Genomic DNA, 22,712 nt, shown 5'->3' with positions numbered 1-22,712 from the left:
CACGCGCCGCACCGAAACCGTCGTGACCGGTCTGTTCGGTGGTCCCGGCCACGCCTCGTGGTCGCGCTTGACATGTGGAGGCGGACGATGGAACCGGAGTCGACACCCACGCCGAGGCAGTACGCGGCGGACGACGAGGAGCGATTTCGGCTGCTGCTCAAGAACTCCCCGGACATGGTCTTCCGCCGGACGTTGGAAGGCGTTTACCGGGAGGTGTCCGCCGCGGGGCAGGAACTGCTGGGCCGTCCTGCCGAGGAGATCGTGGGGACGTCGGTGAAGTCCTGGGTCCATCCGGCCGATGCGGAGGAATTCGAGTGGGCCGAGCGCGATCTGCTCCGCGACGGCCGGGTGGCGGTCTGTCTGCGTCTGAGGCATACCGACAGGCACGTGATGTGGACGGAGATGACGTGCTGGGTGGTGCGAGACCCCGCGGGCGAGCCGCTCGAAGTGCGCGGGTTCATCCGTGAGGCGGAGGGGCAGCGGCGCAGGGAGGAAGCGCTGCGGCTGTTGCAGGATCAGGCACGTTCGGTCATCGAGACCGCCCGGGACGCCTTCGTCTCCATCGACGAGGACGGCCGGGTCATCGACTGGAACCTGAGCGCTGAGAAACTGTTCGGATACACCCACCACGAGGCGATGGGTCGTCCGCTGACGGAGACGATCATTCCTGAGCGGTACCACGCCGCCCACAGGGCCGGTCTGCAACGGGTGCTGGCCGGCGGAGGGTCCCATGTGCTGGGCGGTCAGGTCGAGTTCACCGCCCGTCATCGCGACGGTCACGAGATCCCGGTCGAACTGGCGGTGTGGAGGCTGAAGTCGGCGAAAGCGCGCTGCTTCAACGCCTTCATCCGCGACATCAGCGAGCGCAGGCAGGCGCAAGCCGCTCTGGCGGAGGCCCGCGACCAGGCGATCGCCGCGTCCCAGGCGAAGTCGCAGTTCGTGGCCTCCATGAGCCACGAGATCCGCACCCCCATGAACGGCGTCATCGGACTGAGCGAGCTGCTGCTGGGCACCGAACTGGATGCCGAGCAGCGGCGGTACACCGAGGGCATCCACGCCGCCGGCACGGCACTGCTGACGCTGATCAACGACATCCTCGACTTCTCCAAGCTGGAGGCCGGCAAGCTCGAACTGGACGAGGTCCCCTTCAGCCCGCAGGTGCTGGTGGAGGAGGTCGTCTCGCTGGTGGCGCAGACCCCGCAGGCCGAGGGCCTGGAACTGCTCAGCGACTGCCATCCCGACCTGCCCGCGATGGTTCTCGCGGATTCCGGCCGACTGCGGCAGATCCTGCTCAATCTGGCATCCAACGCGGTGAAGTTCACCGAATCCGGCGAGGTCGTGCTCCGTGCCTGCCCGACCCCGGCCAGGCCACCGGCAGAGCAGGCGCCATGGCTGCGGTTCGAGGTGTCCGACACCGGCATCGGCTTGGCCGCGGCCGACCAGGAGCGGATGTTCGACGCCTTCTCCCAGGCCGATGCCTCCACCACCCGCCGTTACGGTGGCACCGGTCTGGGGCTGGCCATCTGCCGCAGGATCACCGAGGCCATGGGAGGCTCCATCGGCGTCACCAGCCGGCCCGGCCAGGGAAGCACCTTCTCCTTCTGCGTACCGGTTCGCACCCCCGACGCCCCCGAGCCACCCCCGGCCCCGCCGCACCCCGACATCCTGCGCGGGATGCGGGTCCTGGTCGTCGACGACAACGACACCAACCGGCTGATCCTCGACGCGCAGCTGCGCAGATGGCACATCGGGCCCACCATGGTCGCCGGCGGCCCTCAGGCCCTCGTGGCCCTGCACGAGGCACAGGCCGCGGGCCGTCCCTTCACCCTTGCCATCGTCGACATGTATATGCCCGACATGGACGGCCTGGAACTCGCCCGCCGGATCACCACCGACCAGAACCTGGCCCGCGTACAGCTGCTGCTCCTCACCTCCGGCACCCAGCCGCCCGCCGCCGAGCTGCATGCGGCCGGCATCGCCCGCAGCTTGTCCAAGCCCGTCCACCAGTCCCAACTCCTGGACGCCCTGGTCGAACTCGCCACCCGGACATCGCCGGTGGCCGCGACGGCCCCGGCAGTGCGGACTCCCACCGCGCCCCAGCAGGCCCATCGGGGCCATCTCCTGCTGGTCGAGGACAACGAGATCAACCAGATGGTCGCCCAGGGCCTGCTCACCCGGCTCGGTTACAGCACGGACATCGCCGCCGACGGTGCCCAAGCCCTGCTCATGACCGAAGAGCACGATTATCAGGCCGTGCTCATGGACTGTCAGATGCCCCGGATGGACGGCTACACCGCCACCCGGGAACTGCGCCGCAGGGAAGGGGACCAGGAGCACGTGCCGGTGATCGCCATGACCGCCGGTGCCCTCGCCGAGGACCGGGAACGGTGCATCGCCGCGGGCATGGACGACTACGTCTCCAAACCCGTCAGCGCCGACGAGCTGGAACAAGCCCTCGCGCGCTGGGTCCACCCCACCACCCCACCGCAGGCGGGCAACGACGGCCTCCGAGTCTCCATCGAGCAGCGGCTGGACGAACTGCGCGGCGCCGGCAGCCCTGCCGAGCACGAACTGGTCGACAGGCTGGTGGACCATTTCCTCGTCCGGGCCCCCGAGATGACCAGCGCGCTCTTCCACGCGCTCGGCCGCCACGACTCGCAGGAGATCGCAGACCAGGCTCACAGCCTCAGAGGCGCCGCCGGGAACATAGGCGCCGTGAGCCTCGCCGCCTGTTGCCAGGAACTGGAAGAGCACGCGCGGTCCGGAGAGCCGGCGTCACTGGCCGAGACCGCTCCCCGCCTCCAGGACGAACTCGACCGGACCTGTCGCACCCTTGAGACGGTCCGCTCCCACCCTCCAGGCCGCGAACCCGGCTGACGAGCCGCCCGGACATCGCCTCCTGGGCGCGCGTACCGGCCGGAGGGAAGGAGAGCCTGTGGGCAAGATGCAAGTCCTGCTGCCCGCCCGCCGTGATGCGACGGCCTGGGTGTATGCGGCAGCTGGGGCTGTGACGATCGTCGTCTATCTGGTCACCGCCTCCGCGGCGCGTTACATGCTGCCCGTACTGATAGCCGCCTCGGTCGTCTTCGCGATCGCGGGCGGAGTGATCAGGAACAGGCCGCCCTCGTTCCTTCCGTGGCTCCTCTTCGCGGCGGCAATGGCACCGTACGCGGTGGCGGACGCGATCTGGGGCCTTTACCAGGTCCACGACGCAGAGGTGCCGTTCCCGGGCACGGCCGACATCCTCTACCTGGGCAGCTACTTGCTGTTCGCCGCGGGGCTGGTGACGCTGGCCCGGCAACATTCAGGCCGCCTGCACTGGGCGGGGTGGCTGGACGCGGGAATCGTCACGCTGGGGTTCGGCATCCTGTCGTGGGCGTTCATCATCGCCCCCTACCTGCGCAGCGAGCTGTCCGCGTGGCCGCTCGCGGTGTCCATCGCCTACCCCGTAGCCGACCTGGTGCTGTTGTCCGTAACTGCCCGGTTGCTGCTCACCACCGGCAAGCGCACCCCCTCGATTCTTCTGTGCAGCGGATGGCTGCTGGTCCTTCTCGCCGCCGACGGCCTCTACTACGGAACGATGGCCACGACCGGGACCGCCATCGCGGAGGATGTGTCCGAAGTGGGGTGGATGGTCTCGTCCCTCCTGCTGGGGGCCGCGGCGCTGCACCCGTCCGTCGGCTGGCCGGCACGACTGTCGGACGACAAGGAGAGGATGCCCCGGAAACGACTGTCGATCCTGATCGCGCTCATCCTGGTGGGGCCGTTGATCGTGCTGGCCGATGTCGGGGGCATCCGGGGCCAGCCCGTGAACATCACGGTGATGGTCGGCATGCTGGCGACTCTTTCGCTGCTGCTGGTGCTGCGCATCGCGTTCCTCGCCCAGTACGCCCAGAGCAGGGCTATCGAAGCGCGGACACAGGCGCACCATCTCGCGGTATCACTGCGAGAGCAAGAAGAGCTGCAGAAGCAGCTGAGCCATCAGGCGACCCACGACCCGTTGACGGGGCTGGCCAACAGAGCGCTGTTGGACCAGTGCCTGGAGTCCGCTCTCAGCCGGTGCTCCGCCTCATTCCCCGCCGCGCTGCTGATGCTCGATCTCGACGGCTTCAAGGAAGTCAACGACACCCTGGGCCACCCGTCCGGCGACGAACTGCTCGTCGACGTCGCCCGGCGGCTGACGTCCAGGGTCCGCGAGCAGGACATGGTGGCCAGGCTCGGCGGGGACGAGTTCGCACTCCTCGCGGAAGGCGTGGACGCCAGCACACTCTTCGACTACATCAGGCGGATCCTCGACTCCTTCATGGACTCCTTCATCCTCGACCGTGGCCATGCGGTCCGCGTGACGACGAGCATCGGAGCACGGAGCATCACCAGGCCGACCACGCCGGCAGAAGTGCTGCGGGACGCCGACATCGCTCTGTACCGGGCCAAGACCGCGGGCAAGAACCAGGCCGTGTTCTTCGAAACCCCGTGACGGCCGCAGCGACGCACGCCGCGACCACGCCGAGTTCCCCGCCCAGGACGTCAGCTGTGCACCGCGAAGGGCGCCCGGGGCTGCCTGCCCTGTCAGGCGCCCTTCCTCGTCTGTCTAGAAGAAGCCCAGCTTCTTCGCCGAGTACGACACCAGCAGGTTCTTCGTCTGCTGATAGTGGTCGAGCATCATCTTGTGTGTCTCGCGCCCTATCCCCGACTTCTTGTAGCCGCCGAACGCCGCGTGGGCCGGGTACGCGTGGTAGCAGTTGGTCCAGACGCGGCCCGCCTTGATCGCCCGGCCCAGACGGTAGGCCGCGTTGCCGTCGCGGGTCCAGACGCCCGCCCCGAGGCCGTACAGCGTGTCGTTGGCGATCTTCAGGGCCTCGTCGACCGAGTCGTACGTCGTGACCGACACGACCGGACCGAAGATCTCCTCCTGGAAGATCCGCATGTCATTGGTGCCGCGGAAGATGGTCGGCTCGATGTAGTAGCCGCCCTCCAGGCCCGGCACCGCGCGAGGGCTGCCGCCCGTGACGACCTCGGCGCCCTCCTTCCTGCCGATGTCGAGGTAGGAGAGGATCTTCTCGTACTGGTCGTTGCTCGCCTGCGCGCCGATCATGGTCGCCGGGTCCAGCGGGTCGCCGCCGACGATCGCGCGGGTGCGTTCGACACAGCGGGCCATGAACTCGTCGTAGATGGAGGAGGGGATCAGGGCACGCGAGGGGCAGGTGCAGACCTCGCCCTGGTTCAGGGCGAACATCACGAAACCCTCGACCGCCTTGTCCAGGAAGTCGTCGTCGGCGGCCATGACGTCGGGCAGGAAGATGTTCGGGCTCTTGCCGCCCAGTTCCAGGGTGACCGGGATGATGTTCTCGCTCGCGTACTGCATGATCAGCCGGCCGGTGGTCGTCTCCCCGGTGAACGCCACCTTCGCCACCCGCGGGCTGGACGCCAGCGGCTTGCCCGCCTCCACCCCGAAGCCGTTGACGACGTTGATCACGCCCGGTGGGAGCAGGTCGGCGATCAGGTCGATGACGTAGAGCAGGCTGACCGGAGTCTGCTCGGCCGGCTTGATGACGACACAGTTGCCCGCGGCCAGCGCGGGTGCGAGCTTCCATGTGGCCATCAGCACCGGGAAGTTCCACGGGATGATCTGCCCGACCACGCCCAACGGCTCGTGGAAGTGGTAGGCGACGGTGTCGGCGTCGATCTCCGCGATGCTGCCCTCCTGCGCGCGGACGACTCCGGCGAAGTACCGGAAGTGGTCCACGGCCAGCGGGATGTCGGCGGCCAGGGTCTCGCGGACCGGTTTGCCGTTCTCCCACGTCTCGGCGACCGCGATCTTCTCCAGGTTCTCCTCGATGCGGTCCGCGATCCTGTTGAGGACGTTCGCGCGTTCCGCCGTGGACGTGCGGCCCCAGCGGTCGGCCGCCCGGTGCGCGGCGTCCAGGGCGAGATCGATGTCGGCAGCGGTCGAACGGGCCACCTCGCAGAAGGCCTTGCCGGTCACCGGCGTCGGGTTCTCGAAGTAGCGCCCCTCGACCGGCGCCGTCCAGTCGCCGTCGATGAAGTTGTCGTAGCGACGGGCGAAGGAGACGATGCTTCCCTCGGTTCCTGGCTGCGCGTACACCATGGCGGCTCTCCTCGGTGAAGGGCGGTGTGGGACGGTGGTGACGTCCCTCACCGTGCTCCCGGGAGGTTGGCGCAAGGTTGGCGCCGTGATGGACCGGACGTCCGTCGGTCGCGCAGAGCCGTCGTGAGCAGGACCCCGCGTCCGTCAGTCGCGCAGAGCCGTCGTCAGCCGGCCCGTCGCGATCGCACGGCGCGTGTCGTCGGGGCCGAGCAGGCGCAGCGCGTGCTCGTGGATCTCCGCGTCGTACGGGGCCCGTTCGCCGTAGCGCAGGGCGTGTTCCGGGCGGGTGCTCGCCAGTACGGCCTCACGTACGGCCACTTCCAGGCGCGTGCGCCACTCCTCGATGCCGGGCGCCTCGGAGCGGGGCAGGAGCGGGCCGCCGTACAGGCCCAGGGCGGTGTCGGTGTCGCCCTGCTCCAGCGCGCGCAGGACGTCGACGGCGTCGCAGGACACCGGTGCGGTGAGGGCGTAGTGGCGGGCGGATATCGCACCGCCCAGCGCCCGGCGCAGGTGCGAGATCTCCGCCTTGAAGGTCGACGACGTCACCGGCCGGTCACCGTAGAGTGCCGCGCGCAGCCGTTGCGGGGAGTAACCCTCGGGTTCGAGGGCGAGGAGGGTGAGGATCTCCACCTGCCGGGGGCGCAGGGGGAGCGGCCGTGTCTCGTGCAGGACCTGCTCGGAGCCCAGGCACGTGAGCAGCAGCCGGGCCGGACGGGACACCTCCGTGGTCAGCCGGGCCTCGATCGTCGACACCAGGCTGCGGACGGTGGACATGGCCAGGGGGTGCGAGCGGTCCCAGGTCGTCGACAGGTCCAGCACGCCCAGGACGCGCCCGTCCCCACCGCGCACGGGTGCGCAGTAGCAGACCCAGCCGTGAAGGGCCGACACCAGGTGCTCGGCCGAGAAGACGGAGCTGGGGCGGCCCGTGCGCAGCGCGAGGGACAGGGCGTTGGTGCCCATGGCCTGTTCGTCCCAGCGGCCTCCGGGCGCGAAGTTGACCCGCTCTGCCCTGCGGCGCATGGTCGCACCGCCGCAGGTCCACAGGATGGTGCCCGACTCGTCGGTGACCGCCGTGACGAACCCGGCGTCCTCGGCGATGCTGTGCAGTTCCCCGGCGAGCGCGGAGACCGGCCCGTACAGCGGTGAGGACGTCCAGCGCTGGTGCACCCGGCCGCCGTCGGTGACGGGGGCGCTGTCCCGGCCCGGGTCCACGCTGCCCAGCGAACGGGCCCAGGACTCGGTCACTTCGTGGCGCAAGGTCACGGTGCCGCCGGGCCGCGTGCCCGGGACGCTCAGCCGCGGCACCCAGCGGGACCACTCGTGCTCCAGCACGGCCCTGCGCCGCGTGAGGTCAGGGCGCTGTGACATGGCCTCTCCCTGCCGTCGTACCGGATTCTCGGCGTCAGGTCAGTGTGACCGGAGGTGCCGGTCCCGGTCGAGAACTCCGTCGGACCCGGGTGAGACGTTCTGAACGGGCGACTCTCCACTGGATGTTTGTCCGGTGCCCGGGTGCCGCCGTCCGGGTGACGGGTTCACTCGACCCGACGGATGGGGCCCGGCCCGCGTACCGACGCCGCGCGGCTCGGCGTTCCCCTGGCATGGACAGCACGGAGACGGCGCGGCGCCGTGCGGGGAACGACGCCGCACCCCGCTCGTACGCCGAACTCACCAGTGGGTACGCGGGACACCCGCCGATCTACGCGGCTCTGGTCGCCGAGTGGGAGGCGCGCGGCCACACGGTGCCGGAACACCGCGACGGCCAGTGGGTGTCCTTCGCCGCGCCGGCCGAGAGCGAGACCTGGACCGCCGTCACCGCGTGGACCGCAGGCCGCCCCATGGGCCAGGCGATCCCCGCCGCCCCGCATCCGGCCGCCGCCTCGCATCGGGCCACCGGCCCTCATTCCGCCGTCGGCCGGCATCCGGCCACCGGCCCTCACTCGGCCGCCGGCCCGGCCCCGGCCCCCGCCCCGCACGCGCCCGCGGGCCGGCATCCGGGGCCGGCCGCTCCGGCCGGTTCACGCCCGGGCTCCGGCCGGCACTCCGGCGTGGCGGGGTCCTCGTCCGGCGGCGCCCGTCTCACCAGCCGTCCGTCACCACCGGCTCCGCGCTGACCGGCGCCAGCACCGCGAGGGTTCCGCTGGCCTCCCGCAGGGCCGACTCGAGCGTGCCGGGGGTGTGCAGGGCGCCGGTACCGTCCGGCGGGACGAGCCACTCCAGCCGTCCGGCGGGCCGGTACGGCGGCGGCACGGCGATCCAGGAGCCCCTGCCCACGTGCCGTACCCCGAAGCCGACCCACTCGCTGACCGGATCGGGCGGCAGGAAGAACCCCACTCTGCGTGCGGCACAGTCCACCAGGGTGGGGCCCGGCACCTTCAGCGGATCGCGCCACAGTATGTCCAGCGCGAGCAGGCCGAGCCGATCGGGGACGCTCAGCACGTCCCAGTAGCGCCCGGCCTCCACGAGCATCGTCCCCGCGCCGTAGTCCCACTCCCGCTTGCACTCCTGGGGGTCCGTGGCGGCCGCGGCGAGCCACTCGACGGCTTGTTTCCACATGACGCTCTGCATGGCCACCCCAGGCACAGTCGGTGGCGCCGCGGTCGGGCGCGCGCTGGACACGGGCCGGTGGCCCGCGGGGTTCCGCGTGCCGCCCGGCCGTAGCCATGCTGGTAGATATTTCTAACGGCCGGAAGGGGTGGCGCGGTGTGGCGTTTGGGGCGCGCCGGTCCCGGTCGAAAGAAGGCAACCGACGGCACCTCCCGGACAAACCGCGATCGACTTCGTGCGCGTCCCGCACGCCTGTCACCAGTCTCGTCATGTCAAGACATGGCCGAAAAAACTTCCCCGGTGCCACACGGCGCACGGGGACACCGAGCAAACAGCGACGGCCCCCACCGGGTCATCCGGTGGGGGCCGTCCGACAACGAGGGGGTGCGGAGGTCAGGCCTGACGTTCGGTGTTCTTCTTCTTGATCCGGGCCGCTTCCTTGCGGACCTCCGCCTGAGTGGCGCGCTCCCGCTCCAGCCACTCGGGGCCTTCCTGCTTCAGCGCCTCGATCTGCTCGGTCGTGAGGGGCTCGGTGACGCCGGCCCGGGCGAGACCGGCGATGGAGACGCCGAGCTTCGCAGCGACCACCGGGCGGGGGTGCGGGCCGTTCTGCCGCAGCTCCCGCAGCCACTGCGGCGGGTTCGCCTGGAGCTCGTTCAGCTCGGCACGCGAGACGACACCCTCCCGGAACTCGGCGGGTGTGGCCTCGAGGTACACACCCAGTTTCTTCGCCGCGGTCGCGGGCTTCATCGTCTGGGTGCTCTGGTGCGACGTCATGGCTCCCAGGGTATCGAGCGTGTGCACGACCCCTGACCACGCCCGGTAACCTGGCGAGGTGACAGGCTCGGATGAAACCCCCTCGTTCCGGCTCGCCTACGTCCCCGGGGTGATGCCCGACAAGTGGGTGCGCATCTGGAACGAGCGGCAGCCCGACGTCCCGCTGATCCTCACGCAGGTGCCCGCCGGAGCGGCGGCCGAGCGGCTGCTCGGCGGGGAGGCCGACGCGGGCCTCGTCCGCACACCCGTGAACCGCGAGGTCTTCAGCGCGATCCCCCTCTACACCGAGCAGACGGTCGTCGTGGTGCCCAAGGACCACCTGGTCACGGCCGTTGACGAGGTGACGCCGCAGGACCTGGCCGACGACATCGTGCTGCACCCCCTCGACGACGTCCTCGACTGGGAGAATCTCCCCGGGCGCCCCGCCTTCGAACGGCCGGCCACCACCGCCGACGCCGTCGAACTCGTCGCGGCCGGCATCGGCGTCCTCGTCGTCCCGCTGTCACTCGCCCGTCTGCACCACCGCAAGGACCTCACCCACCGGCCCCTCACGGACGCCCCCGAGTCGAGCGTGGCCCTCGCCTGGCCCGAGGACGCGAAGACGGACCAGGTGGAGGACTTCATCGGCATCGTCCGCGGCCGTACGGTCAACAGCACCCGGGGCCGTCAGCAGGCCCCGGCGCAGGGCACGTCCACGGACGCCGGCCGGGGCGGCACCCGGCACAAGCAGGTACCCGGGAAGCCGGCGGCCGGGAAGTCCGCGGCTGGAAAGTCGGCCGGGGCGAAGCGCACCGGGAAGAGCGGCCGGGGCGGCCCCAAGGGCGACAGGCGCGGCAGGCCCGGCCGCCGTTCGTAGGGCCCGGGTCTCGCTGCTGTTCGTCGCGCCGGGGGCCGATCGCAGTGCGTCGTGCCCGTACCGGCTGTGGTGCGTGATGCCCTTGCCGGCCGTCGTGTTCGTGGCGGCCGGCGAGGGGAGGCCGGTATGACGTGACGGAAAGGGGGCGGCCGGCGGACCGCAGACCCCTGCCCGGGGTCGATGCGGACTCGTACCCGCTCAGCCGCCGGCCGACGGAGACGGTGCCGGCGCCCCGTAGGACGGGTTGGGGGCGACCGTCTGGAAGTCCTTGAGATCCTCGGGGATCGGCAGGACCCTGACCGGCGCGCCCGCCTGCGGAGGCGGCGGGGTCGTCTGGTCCTGGGGCAGCTTGGGCGGGGCGGTGATCTGGAAGCTGACCTGTTCCTGGTTGATCAGGCCGGTCTTCTCCAGGACGGTGATGTGGTCGAGCACGGTGTCGTTGGTCGTGTCGGCGAGCTCCCGCACGAGGCTGTTCCGGGTGGTCGCCCGGATCTTGGCGATCGTCGGGAAGATGCCCCCGTGCGCGACGCGCATGATGGTGACGGCCGTCGACTCGAACTCCTTGCCGGTGCTGCCCTCGGCCGTCGCCACGAACTGCTGCTGCTGCGGAGACGGCTCGTTCGGCAGGGTGATGCCCAGGTCCGCGGAGATCTTGCGGCAGCCCGCGTCGAGCCGGCCGTGACCCACGAGCAGGTGCTTGGAGACTTCCTTCATCTCCGGCGACGTGCTCCGCTCCTTGATCAGCTGGCCCAGCGGGTACTCCCACAGTCCGGCCGCGCGCACGCGCACCACGAAGTCGCGGTCCGCCTCGGTCAGCGGACCCCACTGCGTGTTGGCGATGATGCGGTCCTGGCCGGAAGCCGCGTTCTGCACACCCAGCATGCTGGGGTAGGCGAGCGCGGTGAGCGTAAGGATCAACGCACCGCCCACGAACGCGGTTCCTGCCGTGCTGCGCGAGATGCGCATCGTGCCTCCTGGGATATGAACGGCCCAACACCCAGAGGTACGGACGCCGGAGGCGAAACAATCACTCCTGCCGTAAAAAAGTTCGCACGACCCGTTCGAAGGAATCCACGGAGGGGAAAGAGGGGACGAGATCAGGACGGATCGGCCGAGTTCACCAGCCAGTCGTACGCGGACCGTGCCCTGAACTGCGCCTGACCGCCCGGCAGGAGCAGCTCCGCGGTGGTGAACTCCGGCGCGTCCGCCTGGCCCGGGACGTACGGGATCGCGATGCAGCGCATGCCGGCCGCGTGCGCGGCGGCGGCGCCCGGAGCCGCGTCCTCCAGCACGACGCAGTCGGACGGGGTCGCGCCGAGCCTGCGGGCCGCCTCCAGGAAGACGTCCGGAGCCGGCTTGCCGTGTGGGACCTCGTCGGCGGAGACCACGGTGTGCAGGTGGGCGTCCAGGCCGGTGCCGTTCAGCACCGCCGCGATGGCCTCCGGTGAGGAGCCCGAGGCCACGGCCATGGGCACGCCCTCGGCCGCCAGCAGCTCGACGAACGCGCGCATCTCCGGGTAGGCGCGGGTGGCGCTGCGGGCCAGACCCAGGTAGTGGCGGTTCTTCACGGCGAGCAGTTCCCCGACCGGGGCGCGCAGACCGTAGCGGTCCTTCCAGTCCGCGACCGTCTCCTGTGTGCTGATACCGACGTACCGCTCGTGGTCGGCCCAGGTGAAATCCGCGATGCCGTACTCGGCGAGCGTCCGGCGGCCTGCCTCGTAGTAGTTCGGCTCGCTGTCCACGAGTGTTCCGTCGAGATCGAAGATGACTGACATGCCGCGGAGCCTGCTCATCCCGCCATGCTCTCAAGGATCACCCGCGGGCCGACCGCCCGATCGACTCCACCAGGGGCAGCAGCCGGTGGGAGACGCGCTCGCGCAGGGCGACCTCGGTACGGGTGCGCACCACGCCGGGCATGCTGATCAGTTTCTGGACGACGTCCTCCAGATGCGCGTTGTCCCGCGCCACCACCCGGGCCAGCAGATCCCCGCCTCCAGTGATCGAGAACGCCTCCACGATCTCCGGCACCGCGGCCAGCGCGTCACCCACCTCGTCGAGATGGCCCTGGGTGACCTCGATGTGCACGAACGCCAGCACGGGATGGCCGAGCGCGGCGGGAGAGAGGGCCGGTGCCGTGCCGGTGATCACGCCGTCGCGCTCCAGCCGGTCGAGCCGGGCCTGGAGCGTGCCGCGGGCGACGCCCAGGATCCGGGCGTACTCACGCACGCTCGTGCGCGGCTGCTCCAGCAGCAGCCGCAGGATGCGGGTGTCGAGCTCGTCCACGGCCATGGCGCGTTCTCCTCGTCCGTTGGCCCTGTCGCGGCCGTTCGCCGGACGCTGCAACTGTACCAATGGCACAGGTGGCAACGCACGAGTTGAGCCAGTGGCCTCCGGGGTGCTGATATGGGTACGTCGATGGCGCTGCGGACCCCGCGGCGCCTTTTTCATGCGTGCTGGTGGCCGGTGTCTCGAAGGGGGCGGTAAGCGGTGCTGAAGAGGGTGTTCATGGCTCCGGATCCGGGGCGGACGCGACTGCGGTTCGCCACGCGTGCCGTGCTCGGCATCGTGCTCGCGGTCGCCGTCTGCGGCCTCGCCGGTCATTCCCTCGCGGGCGCCGTCACCGGAGGGCTCGCCGCCCTGCTCGCCCTGTTCACCGTCACCGACGCCACGGTCCGCGGCCAGGCCGTCACGACCGCGCTGCTGCCCGCCGTGGGCCTGCCCGTGCTCACCGCCGCGGCCGAACTGCACGACCACCCGGTGGCCCGGGACCTGACTTTCCTCGCCGTCGTCGGAGCCGGGGTCTACGCGCGGCGGTGGGGGCCGCGCGGGCACAGCCTCGGCGTCTTCGCGTTCATGACCTTCTTCGTGGCGCAGTTCCTGCATGCCACCACCGGCCAGCTGCCCCAGCTGTACGCCTCGGTCCTGCTGTCCGTCCTCGCCGCCGCCGCGGTGCGCTTCGGCCTGTGGTGTTACGAGCGCCGCCTGCCCCCGCCCGTCGTGCCCGTGCCGCCGGGCGGTACCGGCCTGGCCCGGGTGACCACCCGCCAGGCCGTCCAGGCCACCGCCGGGGCCGGCTTCGCCCTCGTCGTGGGCCAGCTGATGTCCGGACAGCGCTGGTACTGGGCCGTCGGTGCCACGTGGTGGATCTTCGTCAACACCACCTCACGCGGCGAGACCCTGGTCCGCGGATTCCGGCGGGTCCTCGGCACGGTCATCGGCATCGGCCTGGGCCTGCTCGTGGCCGTGCCCGTGCACGGCGACCCGGTCCCCACGGCCGCGCTCGCCGCCGTCTGCGTCTTCGGCATCTTCTACACGGCCGCAGTGTCCTACACCTGGATGATGCTCTGGGTCACGCTCCTCGCGGGCCTGCTGTACGGCCTCCTCGGCGTGCTCGGCCCGGACCTGCTCGCCCTGCGGCTCGCCGAGACCGGCGTCGGGGCGGTGGGCGCCGCCCTGGCCGTGATCCTCGTCCTACCCGTCACCACCCACAGCATCACCGACGCCTGGATCCGGCGGGCCCTGCGCTGTGTGCACGCCTGCGCCGTCGAGACCGCCCGGCGCCTGGCGGGGGCGGCGGACGCCGACCCGGCCCCGCGGGTGGCGGAGCTGGAGCAGCTCCTCGGCCGGGTGCGGCTCTCGGTCGCCCCGCTCGTGCACCCGTTGAACCCGATGCTCGGCCGCAAGCGGCGGGCCCGGCACGTCCTCGCCCTCCTCGACGACTGCGCCCGCGAGATCCGCGGCCTGGTCGCCGTCGCGGCCGACCCGGAGGCCTCCCACGACGCCCGTCTCGCCACCGCCTGCCGACGGGTCGAGGCCGCCGTGGAGGCCCTCACCGAGGGCCGGGACATCGCGGTCCACGAGGACGGTCTGCCCCACGCGGAACCCGCCCTGGCCCACCTGCACGGCCTGGAACGGGCCCTGGCCGATCTGGCCCGCCCGTTGCGCACGCCGTCGGGCTCACCGCTGGTGGGTGCCTGACCGGTCCGCCCTGAGGGGTGGGAGGCTTCGGGCCCGGCGTTCAACGGCAGGCACTCCGCCGGGCCCCGGCCGGGCACGATGCGACGGGGCACGCCGCCGAACCCGGCCGGGCACGATGCGACAGGGCACGCCACCGGGCCCCGGCTCCCTCGACGGACACACCGCACAGCTCCGTGCTGCTGGGAGGGTGCTCGCCGCGCGGCCCCGGGTCCGACCGGGCGATGCACCCTTGACCGCTTGGTCTAGACCGCGCATGATCGGCTGCGCGGTCCTCCCGGGCTGCGCAGCCGAAAGGGGACAACGGTGACGGACGGCAGGCGGCGGGCGTTCATCGGGTCGTTCACGGCGGCCGGCGGCCCCGGGATCGTGACGGCCGAGGTCGACCCCCGCACCGGCGCGCTGACCCCGCTGAGCAGCGTGAACGCCGTCCCGGACCCCTCCTGCCTGACGCTCTCGCCCGACGGGGAGACGCTGTACGCGGTCAGTGAGACCGCCGAGGGCGCGGTGGCCGCGTACCGGGTGGACGGCGACAAGCCCGAGCCGGCCGGGCGGCCCGTACCGGTCGACGGCGGCAGCCCGACCCACCTCAGCCTCTTCGCGGGGCACATCCTGACCGCCAACTACGGCTCCGGCAGCGTCACCGCGATCCCCCTCCGCCCCGACGGCACCCTCGCGCGCTCCGCAGCCCGCGTGCTCCGGCACAGCGGCACCGGCCCGCACACGCCCCGCCAGCAGGGACCGCACGCCCACCAGGTGCAGCCCGACCCGAGCGGCCGCTGGGCCGTCAGCGTGGACCTCGGCACGGACTCGGTGCGCGTGTGCACCCTGACGGACGGGGTCCTCGCCCTGCACCGGGAGACCGCCCTGCGCCCCGGCTCGGGGCCGCGCCACCTGGCCTTCCACCCTCACGGCTCGTACGCGTACGTCGTCAACGAGCTGAGCCCCTCCGTCACCGTCTGCCGCTGGGACGCGGCGGAAGGCGCCCTGACCCCGCTGTCCGAGACCCCGGTCCTGCCCGGCGCACCGGCGGGCGACGCCTACCCGTCGGGCATCGCCGCTTCTCCCGACGGCCGCTTCGTGTGGACCGCCACCCGCGGCGAGGACGTCCTGTCCGTGCTCGCCGTCGAGGACGAGGAGCTGCGGCTGGTCACCACCGTGCACTGCGGTGGCCACTGGCCGCGCGCCCTCACCGCGGGCGACGGCTTCCTGGACGGCTTCCTGTACGTCGCCAACGAGCGCTCCGGTGACGTGACCTGGTTCGCGGTCGATCCGCTCACGGGTGTCCCGCGACGGGGCGGCTCGATCAGGGTGACCGCCGCCTCATACGTGACCCTCCGCTGACGACCACCCGCACGACCCGGCCCGGCCCGGCAGCGCGTCCCGAGGCCCCGGACGAACGAAGGCCCGCTCCGATCGGAGCGGGCCCTTCACGGCGTCCTGCGACAGTGCCTCGCGTCAGCGCGCGGGCGTGCTCTGCGCCTGCTGCGGCGCGATGCCCAGCGCCGTCGTGTACTTGGCCAGGGCGAGCTTGCCGATCGCCGGGTACGGGCCGAGCGACTCGGCGGCGGAGCAGCCGGCCTCCTTCGCGGCCTCCTCGACCAGGCCGGGCTCGATCTCCGGTCCGATCAGGTACGGCGCGAGCGCCAGCTGCTGCGAACCCGAGGAGCGCAGTTGCTCGGCGACGGAGGCGATGGAGCCCTCCTGGTCCAGGGCCGCCGCCATCACCGGGACGGCGAGACGCGCGGCGAGCAGCATGCCGGTGATGCCCGCCGCCTGCACGGCCTCGTCACCGCCCACCGAAGCGAGGATGATGCCGTCCGCGGCGGTCGCCACGGTGAACAGCCGGGCACGGTCCGCGCGGGCCAGACCCGCCTCGGACAGCCGCACGTGCAGCGCCTCGGCGAGCAGCGGGTGCGGGCCGAGGACGTCGGTCAGCTCGGCGGCGACGCGGCTCTCCATGAGGGCCTGGCGCACCTGGCGCAGCAGCGAGCCGTCCGGGCCGGCGAGCAGCGGCACGACGACGGCGACGGGCCCGTCGGGCGTCTTCACGTCCATGCCGGCGGCGCGGGCCTGCTCGTAACGGGCCGTGCGCTCCTCGGCGGCGTGCACGAGCACGGCCTGCAGCGAGGGGAACTCCGCGTTGTCCCCGTCGAGGTATCCGATGCGGGCGTCGAGGCCGGGCAGCTCGGAACGGGCGATGCTCACAACCTCCTCGGCGAGGCTGCGCGTGGTGCTGCTGGGCGTCCCCGGCACGGCGAGGACGAGCGCGGGCGCGCCCTCGGGAGCGACCAGCGGCTCGGGACGGCGGTGCCGTCCGGGCTGGCGGGGGCGCGGCATTCGTACAGGCAGGCCATCCGCGGGCCCAGTGGGGGAACTCATGGCGCCGCATGTTACTGGCTTCCGGGGTTCCCCTGTTCGGGGAGGGTGCAGGTGAGCGGTATCCGTCCTGTTTTGTCTGATGAGTTACGTACGCAAGGGACGCGATCGGATCAATCACCCGAACGGGTGGTCACGGACAGCATCCTGTCGTCCACCGGCAGGGTGAGGGAACCGGCACTCAGGTCGGTCGCGATCCGCACCGAGCCGTGCAGCGGATCGCCCTCGGCCGGTACCCGCCGCGCCTGCGGGAGCCGCCGCGCCAACTCCTCGTCCAGGGGCCCGAGCAGCGGGTCGCCCAGCTTGAACAGCCCGCCGGTGACGGCGACACGCGGCTCACCGCCGGAGGGGCACACGGCCGCCGCGGAATCGGCCATGTGCCGGGCGGCGGCACGCAGGATGCCCGCGGCGACGGGATCCCCGTCCGCGCAGGCGGCCACCCGGGGTGCGAAGGAGGCCAGGACGGCGGGCCGGTCGGGGCGGGGATACAGCGCGCCGGGCAGCCCCGCGACGGGCCCGAACTCCTCTTCCGCGCACGCCAGCAGCCGGGCCGAGCCGTCCTCGCGCCCGTCGTGGGCGCGCAGCGCGGCCTCGAGACCGGCCCGGCCGATCCAGGCGCCGCTCCCGCAGTCGCCGAGCAGATGGCCCCAGCCGTCCGCACGCCGCCAGCCGGTCAGGTCGGTGCCCACCGCGATCAGCCCGGTACCGCCCGCGACCACGGCACCCGGAAGCGGTCCGAGCGCCCCCACGTACGCGGTCACGGCATCGGCGGCCAGGGCGACCCTGCGCACGCCCCACTCCCGGGCCAGGGCCCCCGGCAGTTCGGCGCGCAGCCCCGCGCCCAGAGAGGCCAGCCCGGCCGCGCCGATGACGACGGTGGTCAGCGACAGCGCTCCCGTCTCGGCGGTCAACGCACGCACCAGCGGCACGAGTCGCGCCATGAAGTGCTCGGGGTCGATGCCCCGCTCGCCCGTGCGCACCGGCTCACCGGACATCCGCCGGGCCAGCGGACCGCGCCCGGCGGTCCCGACCACGGCCCGCAGCCCGGAGCCGCCGGAGTCCACGGCGAGAAACCCGGAGTGCTCCGTCGCGCCGGTCACGGCAGGCGCCAGTCCACCGGTTGACCGCCCTGGCGGATCAGCAGGTCGTTGGCCCGGCTGAACGGACGGGAGCCAAAGAAGCCCCGGTCGGCCGACATGGGGGAGGGGTGGGCGGATTCGACGGAGGGCAGGTCGCCCAGGAGCGGGCGCAGATTGCGGGCGTCACGGCCCCACAGGATGGACACCAGCGGCTTGCCGCGCCCCGCCAGGGCGCGGATGGCCTGCTCCGTGACCTCCTCCCAGCCCTTGCCCCGGTGTGCGGCGGGCTTGCGCGGGGCGGTGGTCAGCGCCCTGTTGAGCAGCAGCACACCCTGCCGCGTCCACGGGGTGAGGTCGCCGTTGGACGGCTGCGGCAGACCCAGGTCGGCTTGCAGCTCGCGGTAGATGTTGATGAGGCTGCCGGGCAGCGGCCGCACCTCGGGCGCCACCGAGAAGGACAGCCCCACCGCGTGCCCCGGGGTGGGATAGGGGTCCTGACCGACGATCAGGACGCGCACGTCGTCGAAGGGCTGCTGGAAGGCCCGTAGAACGTTCGGCCCGGCCGGGAGGTAGGTGCGTCCCGCGGCGATCTCCGCGCGGAGGAAGTCCCCCATCGCGGCGACGCGTTCGGCCACCGGTTCCAGGGCCTTCGCCCAGCCCGCTTCGACGATTTCATGCAAGGGTCGTGGTGCCACGGGCGTCACCCTACTGCCGTACGGACAGCGGCGATCAACCGGTGGCCAATGCCTGTGGGCGGCCTCGCCCCCGCCTCACCCCCTCCGGCCCCACTCGTGCCTCGCCCTCGCCTCAGCCGACGAGCGCGGCCCGGACGCACAGCACGTCCGGCAGATGCGAGGCGAGCTGGTGCCAGCTGTCACCGTCGTCGGCCGACGCGAACACCTCGCCGTTGCGGTTGCCGAAGTAGATGCCCGCCGGGTCGGCGTCGTCCGTGCACATCGCGTCCCGCAGCACCGTGCCGTAGTGGTCCTCCTGGGGGAGCCCCGCCGAGAGCGGCTCCCAGCTCTTGCCCGCGTCCGCCGTCCGGTAGACCCGGCACCGGCGGTCGGCCGGGACCCGGTCGGCGTCGGCGTTGATGGGGAACACGTATGCCGTGTCGCCCCGGTGCGGATGCGCCGCCGCGGCGAAGCCGAACGTGGACGGCAGGCCCTCGCCGATGTCGGTCCAGTGCGCGCCCGCGTCGTCGCTGCGGTACACCCCCCAGTGGTTCTGCAAGTACAGCCGGTCCGGGGTGGCCGCGTCCCGCGTGACCTTGTGCACGCACTGGCCGAACTCCGGGTTCGGGTCGGGCAGGAACACCGCGGAGACACCCGAGTTGGAGGGCGCCCAGCTCGCTCCGCCGTCCAGCGTGCGGAACACGCCGGCGGTCGAGACGGCGACCGTGACCGCCCGCGGGTCGCGCGCGTCGGTGAGCACGGTGTGCAGGCCCTCGCCGCCACCGCCCGGCACCCACTTCGACCGCGTGGGGTGCTCCCACAGGGGCCGGACCAGCTCGAACGTCTCCCCGCGGTCCTCCGAGCGGTACAGGGCGGCCGGTTCGGTGCCCGCGTACACCACGTCCGGCTCGGCGGCGGCCGGGTGCAGCTGCCACACCCGCTCCAGGGACGCCCCCGTGTCCTTGGGGAACTTGACCGCCGGGCGGGCCGGTTCGGTCCAGGTCCGGCCGAGGTCGTCGGAGTGGAACACGGACGGGCCCCAGTGCGCGCTGTCGCCGCCGACCAGCAGCCGCGGGGCCCCGGCCCGGGTGTCGATGGCGACCGAGTACACGGCCTGCGCGTTGAAGTAGGGGCTCTCGTCGAATTCCCAGGTTCCACCACCTCGCCGCCGCCCGATGAACAGGCCTTTGCGTGTCCCCACGGCGAGCAGTACCTCGGTCATGCCGATCACCTCCGCGGCGTCGTCCTTGACGCCCTCGTCCCGAACACCGGCCAGTCTGCACCCGACCACTGACAGTCACCTCCGGAACGGCTGCGGCCCAGGTCAGCGGGGTGTCGGCGCGGCGCACCCGGGTGTCGCGGGCGGCCCCGGCAGGGTGCTCGCAGGGACCGGCGGCCGCGGTGACCGTCACATCGGGCAGGGGTGGTGAGCATCCGGGCGCCGTCGTCCGTATGGGGAGAGCGGCGGAATGATCGTCGGCTCGTGATGAGGAGACCTTCGATGGCGTTACGTGGTCCGAGGGTGTGGCTGTGGCGCTGGCGGCGCAATCCGCTCAAGCGCCGCGCCGACCGGGTGGAGACCTGGGTCGTGCTGGGCGTGTGGACGTTCACCGTGTTCCTCGGGCTGCTCGCCGGCACGACCGTGACCCGGTCCGTCGAGGACGGGCTGGCCCGGGAACGCGTCGAGTGGCGCCCCCTCGTGGCACGGCTCGCCGAGCGTGCCCCCGGGACGGCCCCCGAGAACGACCGTGCCCGCGCCGAGCAGGTGTGGGCGACGGCACGGTGGACCGCCGCGGACGGCTCCGAGCACTCCGGCCGGCTGCGGGTACCGGCGGGCAGCGCCGCCGGCGCCCCGGTCACCGTGTGGACGGATCCCGAGGGCCGCCAGGTCACCCGGCCCGTCACCGAGTCCCAGGCCCGCGTACGAGCCTCACTGACCGGTGCCGTGGCGGGCCTGTGCGCGGCAGCCGTACCCCTGGTGGCCGGGCGGGCCCTCCGCAGCCGCCTGGAGCGGCGCCGCATCGACCAGTGGGCCGTGGAGTGGTCCCGCTTCGGCCCGATGTGGGGCCGTACGGCGGGGTGATTCCTACCGGTGCCCCGGCCCGGCGACCGCCTCCCGGCACACCCGCAGCAGTGCCAGGTCCTCGCGTATGCCGGAGCCGCCGGCTCCCGGGCGATGCCGCCGCGCAGAGGCGAGTTCCGCTCGGAGCACGTCGTGCAGGGGCGCTCCCGCCGGTCCCAGGGCCGACACGCACTCCGCGATGGTCGCTCGCGTGCACGGGTGCTCCGCCCACGCCGAGCGGAGGGACGGGAGGAACCGCTCCGGTTCCCCCGTGGCCCGCCACACCGCACAGGCGGCCGTGACCCGCGCCGGCTCGTCCCCGCGGTCCGCCAGCGCGCGCAGCCCGGGCAGGGCAGGGCGAGCCGCCGGACCCAGCCGCCCCAGGACGGCCGCCGCACGGTGCCGCCGACCGCTGCCCGAGTCCGTCAACTCCCGCGTCAGCACCGGCAGGACCGCGTTCGCGTCGCCGGTGACCGACCACAGCGCGTCCGCCGCCGCGACCGCGCAGTCCGTCTCCAGCAGGGCGCGCAGAACCGGCACGGCCTCGTGCGCGGCGCCGCCGAACGCGCCGAGGGCACGGACCGCCGCGTCCGTCACCGCTGCACGCCGCGGCAGCCCGTCCGGCATGCCGCGCAGCAGACGCACCACAGCGGGCAGGGCCGCTATGTCGTCCAGCGCGGCCAGGGCCGACAGCAGGGGAACGGCCTGTGCGGGGGTGTCGGGCGCGTCGAGCGGCAGGCGGGCGAGCCGACGCCGCAGCGCGGGAGCGAGCGGCAGGGCCGAGCGGCCCAGGTCGGGCACGGCCAGCCCCAGGTCGTGCGGCACGACCGGGCCCGCCAGCACCTCGGCCAGCACCGGCGTGGCCCGCGCGTCCCCGGCCCCGGCCAGTGCCTTGAGAGGGCCGCCCAGGGCCGGGGCACCCCGCTCCCCGTGCCGTATCCGGAGCTCGGGACGGAAGGTGACCAGCGCGTGGAGCTGGTCGGCGGCGGGTGCGGCCAGCTCGCAGAGCTCCAGCAGGACCGCCACCGCCGCGTCGTGCAACCGGCCCTCCTCCGACCCGAGTTGGTTGCCGATGAGGGGCACGGGCTCCGTGTGACCGGTGCGCCAGGCACGGAACAGTCCGGCCGACATCCACACGCCGTTGCACCGGTCGAGGGGGTCCGGGCTGGTCAACTGCCCGCAGAGCAGGGCGACCCGGTCGGCCACCCGGCCGTCGAGGGCGCGGTGCAGGGTCCGCAGCAGCCGGGAGCCCTCCTCGTCCGAGGGGCGCAACCGCCGCAGCCGGCCGGCGAGCGTGTCCGGACCGGGACCGTCGTACGGGCGCCGCGCCCGGGCCCGCTGCCCCGACCTGTCCCTGAGCAGCCCGACGACGGTCGGCACGAGATCGGCGGGGAGCGCGTCCGGGGCGCACCCCGCGAGCTGGCCCAGCGCGGCGATTCGGAGCCCGGGGGCGTGAGGGGGACCGCTCAGCTCGACGAGCAGCCGCACCGCGGCCGCGTGGGCCTCCTCGTCCGGGCGACAGCGCTCGGCGAACACGCCGAGGCTCTCCGCGAGGGCGAGCAGGACACGGTCGTCCCGCTCCACGGTGATCCGCTCCCGCAGCAGGGCGAGCACCCGCGCCGGCCGCTCCACGAACCGCACGAGCGCGCCCGGAGCCGCCCGGCGCACCGCGGCGTCCGGGTCCCCGCTGAGACGGACGAAGACGTCGGCACGCGCGCACAGGGCGTCCCGCACCGCTGCTCCGAGGTCACCGCGGGAGCCGGCGATGTCGCCGATGCTGACGAGGAGCTCCACCACCTCCGCCCGGTCCCGCACCCCCTCGTCACCGGCGAGCGCCAGGAGAAACGGAACGCAGGCGAGCGTCGAGTCGTAGACGTCGCCCCGGTGGTGCACGGCGCCGTACATCCCGTCGAGCGCGGTCTGTCGCTCGGCGGGGTCGGCGGAAGCCAGTTTCCGCAGTAATCCGGGCACGTCCTCCGCGCTGCCCTGCGCGTGGCGCAGCGAGGCCCAGTCGACCTCGTCGATCCCCCTGAACACGTTGTCCTCCCCCAGGCGAAATGCCAACTGACGGGGAGTCTGCACCACGGCACTGACAACGAAGCGGAGCCGGGCGATGACTGTGCGCGAACTGTACGCACGATGGCTTGAGTTCGAGTCGGTCCGCCCGCGTGGAGCGGTTCACGCGGACGGGCCGGCCCCGGCCCCGTCGGTGCGTCCGAAGGGCGCCCGGCCCGTCCGGGGCGGGAGGCCCGCTCGG

19 protein-coding genes are annotated in these 22,712 nt (G+C 72.6%); 7 read left to right on the top strand and 12 right to left on the bottom strand.

Annotated elements, in window-relative coordinates; genetic code table 11:
* Positions 1 to 87 precede the first annotated feature (87 nt).
* Positions 88 to 2,877: a response regulator gene (locus ACFZDI_RS15085; RefSeq protein ID WP_391250732.1), complete on the top strand. Its 2,790-nt coding sequence runs from the start codon at positions 88 to 90 to the stop codon at positions 2,875 to 2,877.
* Between the two features lie 67 nt (positions 2,878 to 2,944).
* On the top strand, positions 2,945 to 4,477 hold the full coding sequence (locus tag ACFZDI_RS15080; protein WP_391251124.1) for a diguanylate cyclase domain-containing protein: 1,533 nt from the start codon (positions 2,945 to 2,947) through the stop codon (positions 4,475 to 4,477).
* Positions 4,478 to 4,591: 114 nt separating this feature from the next.
* Here ACFZDI_RS15080 and adh read toward each other — a convergent pair whose 3' ends face one another.
* A complete protein-coding gene (adh, locus tag ACFZDI_RS15075) occupies positions 4,592 to 6,109 on the bottom strand; it encodes an aldehyde dehydrogenase (protein ID WP_234845946.1) in 1,518 nt (505 codons plus the stop codon).
* Between the two features lie 144 nt (positions 6,110 to 6,253).
* Entirely contained in the window at positions 6,254 to 7,477 is a 1,224-nt protein-coding gene (locus ACFZDI_RS15070; protein ID WP_234845945.1) for a helix-turn-helix domain-containing protein, read from the bottom strand.
* A 230-nt stretch (positions 7,478 to 7,707) separates the two neighbouring features.
* On the opposite strand from ACFZDI_RS15070, the gene ACFZDI_RS15065 reads away from it, so the two are divergent.
* Positions 7,708 to 8,220: a hypothetical protein gene (locus ACFZDI_RS15065; protein ID WP_391250729.1), complete on the top strand. Its 513-nt coding sequence runs from the start codon at positions 7,708 to 7,710 to the stop codon at positions 8,218 to 8,220.
* Here the strand turns inward: ACFZDI_RS15065 and ACFZDI_RS15060 are convergent.
* Entirely contained in the window at positions 8,186 to 8,674 is a 489-nt protein-coding gene (locus ACFZDI_RS15060; RefSeq protein ID WP_234845952.1) for a hypothetical protein, read from the bottom strand. The genes ACFZDI_RS15065 and ACFZDI_RS15060 overlap by 35 nt on opposite strands.
* A 372-nt stretch (positions 8,675 to 9,046) precedes the next feature.
* Positions 9,047 to 9,430, bottom strand: a complete 384-nt coding sequence (locus tag ACFZDI_RS15055; protein WP_234845944.1) for a DUF5997 family protein — start codon at positions 9,428 to 9,430, stop codon at positions 9,047 to 9,049.
* Between the two features lie 58 nt (positions 9,431 to 9,488).
* On the opposite strand from ACFZDI_RS15055, the gene ACFZDI_RS15050 reads away from it, so the two are divergent.
* Entirely contained in the window at positions 9,489 to 10,286 is a 798-nt protein-coding gene (locus ACFZDI_RS15050; RefSeq protein ID WP_391250727.1) for a LysR substrate-binding domain-containing protein, read from the top strand.
* 198 nt (positions 10,287 to 10,484) lie between these two features.
* Here ACFZDI_RS15050 and ACFZDI_RS15045 read toward each other — a convergent pair whose 3' ends face one another.
* From ACFZDI_RS15045 to ACFZDI_RS15035, 3 genes are all read right to left on the bottom strand, one after another.
* Positions 10,485 to 11,252, bottom strand: a complete 768-nt coding sequence (locus ACFZDI_RS15045; protein WP_234845942.1) for a DUF4142 domain-containing protein — start codon at positions 11,250 to 11,252, stop codon at positions 10,485 to 10,487.
* Between the two features lie 131 nt (positions 11,253 to 11,383).
* Positions 11,384 to 12,079, bottom strand: a complete 696-nt coding sequence (locus ACFZDI_RS15040) for an HAD-IA family hydrolase (RefSeq protein WP_391250725.1) — start codon at positions 12,077 to 12,079, stop codon at positions 11,384 to 11,386.
* 19 nt (positions 12,080 to 12,098) lie between these two features.
* A complete protein-coding gene (locus tag ACFZDI_RS15035; protein ID WP_234845940.1) occupies positions 12,099 to 12,575 on the bottom strand; it encodes an Lrp/AsnC family transcriptional regulator in 477 nt (158 codons plus the stop codon).
* A 198-nt stretch (positions 12,576 to 12,773) separates the two neighbouring features.
* On the opposite strand from ACFZDI_RS15035, the gene ACFZDI_RS15030 reads away from it, so the two are divergent.
* Positions 12,774 to 14,264 (top strand): FUSC family protein, encoded by a 1,491-nt coding sequence (locus ACFZDI_RS15030; RefSeq protein WP_391250722.1) that lies wholly within the window; start codon positions 12,774 to 12,776, stop codon positions 14,262 to 14,264.
* Positions 14,265 to 14,567: 303 nt separating this feature from the next.
* Positions 14,568 to 15,605 carry a beta-propeller fold lactonase family protein gene (locus ACFZDI_RS15025; RefSeq protein ID WP_391250720.1) on the top strand — a complete coding sequence of 346 codons (1,038 nt, stop codon included), beginning with the start codon at positions 14,568 to 14,570 and terminating at the stop codon, positions 15,603 to 15,605.
* 114 nt (positions 15,606 to 15,719) lie between these two features.
* Here ACFZDI_RS15025 and ACFZDI_RS15020 read toward each other — a convergent pair whose 3' ends face one another.
* From ACFZDI_RS15020 to ACFZDI_RS15005, 4 genes are all read right to left on the bottom strand, one after another.
* On the bottom strand, positions 15,720 to 16,643 hold the full coding sequence (locus ACFZDI_RS15020) for a sirohydrochlorin chelatase (protein WP_234845937.1): 924 nt from the start codon (positions 16,641 to 16,643) through the stop codon (positions 15,720 to 15,722).
* Positions 16,644 to 16,753: 110 nt separating this feature from the next.
* A complete protein-coding gene (locus tag ACFZDI_RS15015) occupies positions 16,754 to 17,740 on the bottom strand; it encodes a BadF/BadG/BcrA/BcrD ATPase family protein (protein ID WP_391250718.1) in 987 nt (328 codons plus the stop codon).
* Entirely contained in the window at positions 17,737 to 18,414 is a 678-nt protein-coding gene (locus tag ACFZDI_RS15010) for a uracil-DNA glycosylase (RefSeq protein WP_391250716.1), read from the bottom strand. The genes ACFZDI_RS15015 and ACFZDI_RS15010 overlap by 4 nt, the downstream gene beginning before the upstream one ends.
* A gap of 112 nt (positions 18,415 to 18,526) precedes the next feature.
* Complete coding sequence (locus ACFZDI_RS15005; protein ID WP_234845934.1) at positions 18,527 to 19,684, bottom strand: sialidase family protein; 1,158 nt, start codon at positions 19,682 to 19,684, stop codon at positions 18,527 to 18,529.
* Between the two features lie 210 nt (positions 19,685 to 19,894).
* On the opposite strand from ACFZDI_RS15005, the gene ACFZDI_RS15000 reads away from it, so the two are divergent.
* Positions 19,895 to 20,476, top strand: a complete 582-nt coding sequence (locus ACFZDI_RS15000) for a hypothetical protein (protein ID WP_391250714.1) — start codon at positions 19,895 to 19,897, stop codon at positions 20,474 to 20,476.
* A gap of 3 nt (positions 20,477 to 20,479) precedes the next feature.
* Here ACFZDI_RS15000 and ACFZDI_RS14995 read toward each other — a convergent pair whose 3' ends face one another.
* Entirely contained in the window at positions 20,480 to 22,492 is a 2,013-nt protein-coding gene (locus ACFZDI_RS14995) for a HEAT repeat domain-containing protein (protein ID WP_391250712.1), read from the bottom strand.
* Between the last annotated feature and the right edge of the window lie 220 nt (positions 22,493 to 22,712).

The organism is Streptomyces sp. NPDC007907 (assembly GCF_042959365.1).
GTDB classification, from domain to species: Bacteria; Actinomycetota; Actinomycetes; order Streptomycetales; family Streptomycetaceae; genus Streptomyces; species Streptomyces indiaensis.
Note: the sequence above shows the minus strand (reverse complement) of the source record. Positions and strands in the feature narration are given on the sequence as shown.

Bases quoted from the DNA above. Each gene is read 5' to 3' on its own strand.
- adh (WP_234845946.1), bottom strand. From the start codon at position 6,109: ATGGTGTACGCGCAGCCAGGAACCGAGGGAAGCATCGTCTCCTTCGCC.
- ACFZDI_RS15085 (WP_391250732.1), top strand. From the start codon at position 88: ATGGAACCGGAGTCGACACCCACGCCGAGGCAGTACGCGGCGGACGAC.
- ACFZDI_RS15045 (WP_234845942.1), bottom strand. From the start codon at position 11,252: ATGCGCATCTCGCGCAGCACGGCAGGAACCGCGTTCGTGGGCGGTGCG.
- ACFZDI_RS15065 (WP_391250729.1), top strand. From the start codon at position 7,708: ATGGACAGCACGGAGACGGCGCGGCGCCGTGCGGGGAACGACGCCGCA.
- ACFZDI_RS15055 (WP_234845944.1), bottom strand. From the start codon at position 9,430: ATGACGTCGCACCAGAGCACCCAGACGATGAAGCCCGCGACCGCGGCG.
- ACFZDI_RS15080 (WP_391251124.1), top strand. From the start codon at position 2,945: ATGCAAGTCCTGCTGCCCGCCCGCCGTGATGCGACGGCCTGGGTGTAT.
- ACFZDI_RS15070 (WP_234845945.1), bottom strand. From the start codon at position 7,477: ATGTCACAGCGCCCTGACCTCACGCGGCGCAGGGCCGTGCTGGAGCAC.
- ACFZDI_RS15060 (WP_234845952.1), bottom strand. From the start codon at position 8,674: ATGCAGAGCGTCATGTGGAAACAAGCCGTCGAGTGGCTCGCCGCGGCC.
- ACFZDI_RS15040 (WP_391250725.1), bottom strand. From the start codon at position 12,079: ATGAGCAGGCTCCGCGGCATGTCAGTCATCTTCGATCTCGACGGAACA.
- ACFZDI_RS15000 (WP_391250714.1), top strand. From the start codon at position 19,895: ATGGCGTTACGTGGTCCGAGGGTGTGGCTGTGGCGCTGGCGGCGCAAT.
- ACFZDI_RS15020 (WP_234845937.1), bottom strand. From the start codon at position 16,643: ATGAGTTCCCCCACTGGGCCCGCGGATGGCCTGCCTGTACGAATGCCG.
- ACFZDI_RS15035 (WP_234845940.1), bottom strand. From the start codon at position 12,575: ATGGCCGTGGACGAGCTCGACACCCGCATCCTGCGGCTGCTGCTGGAG.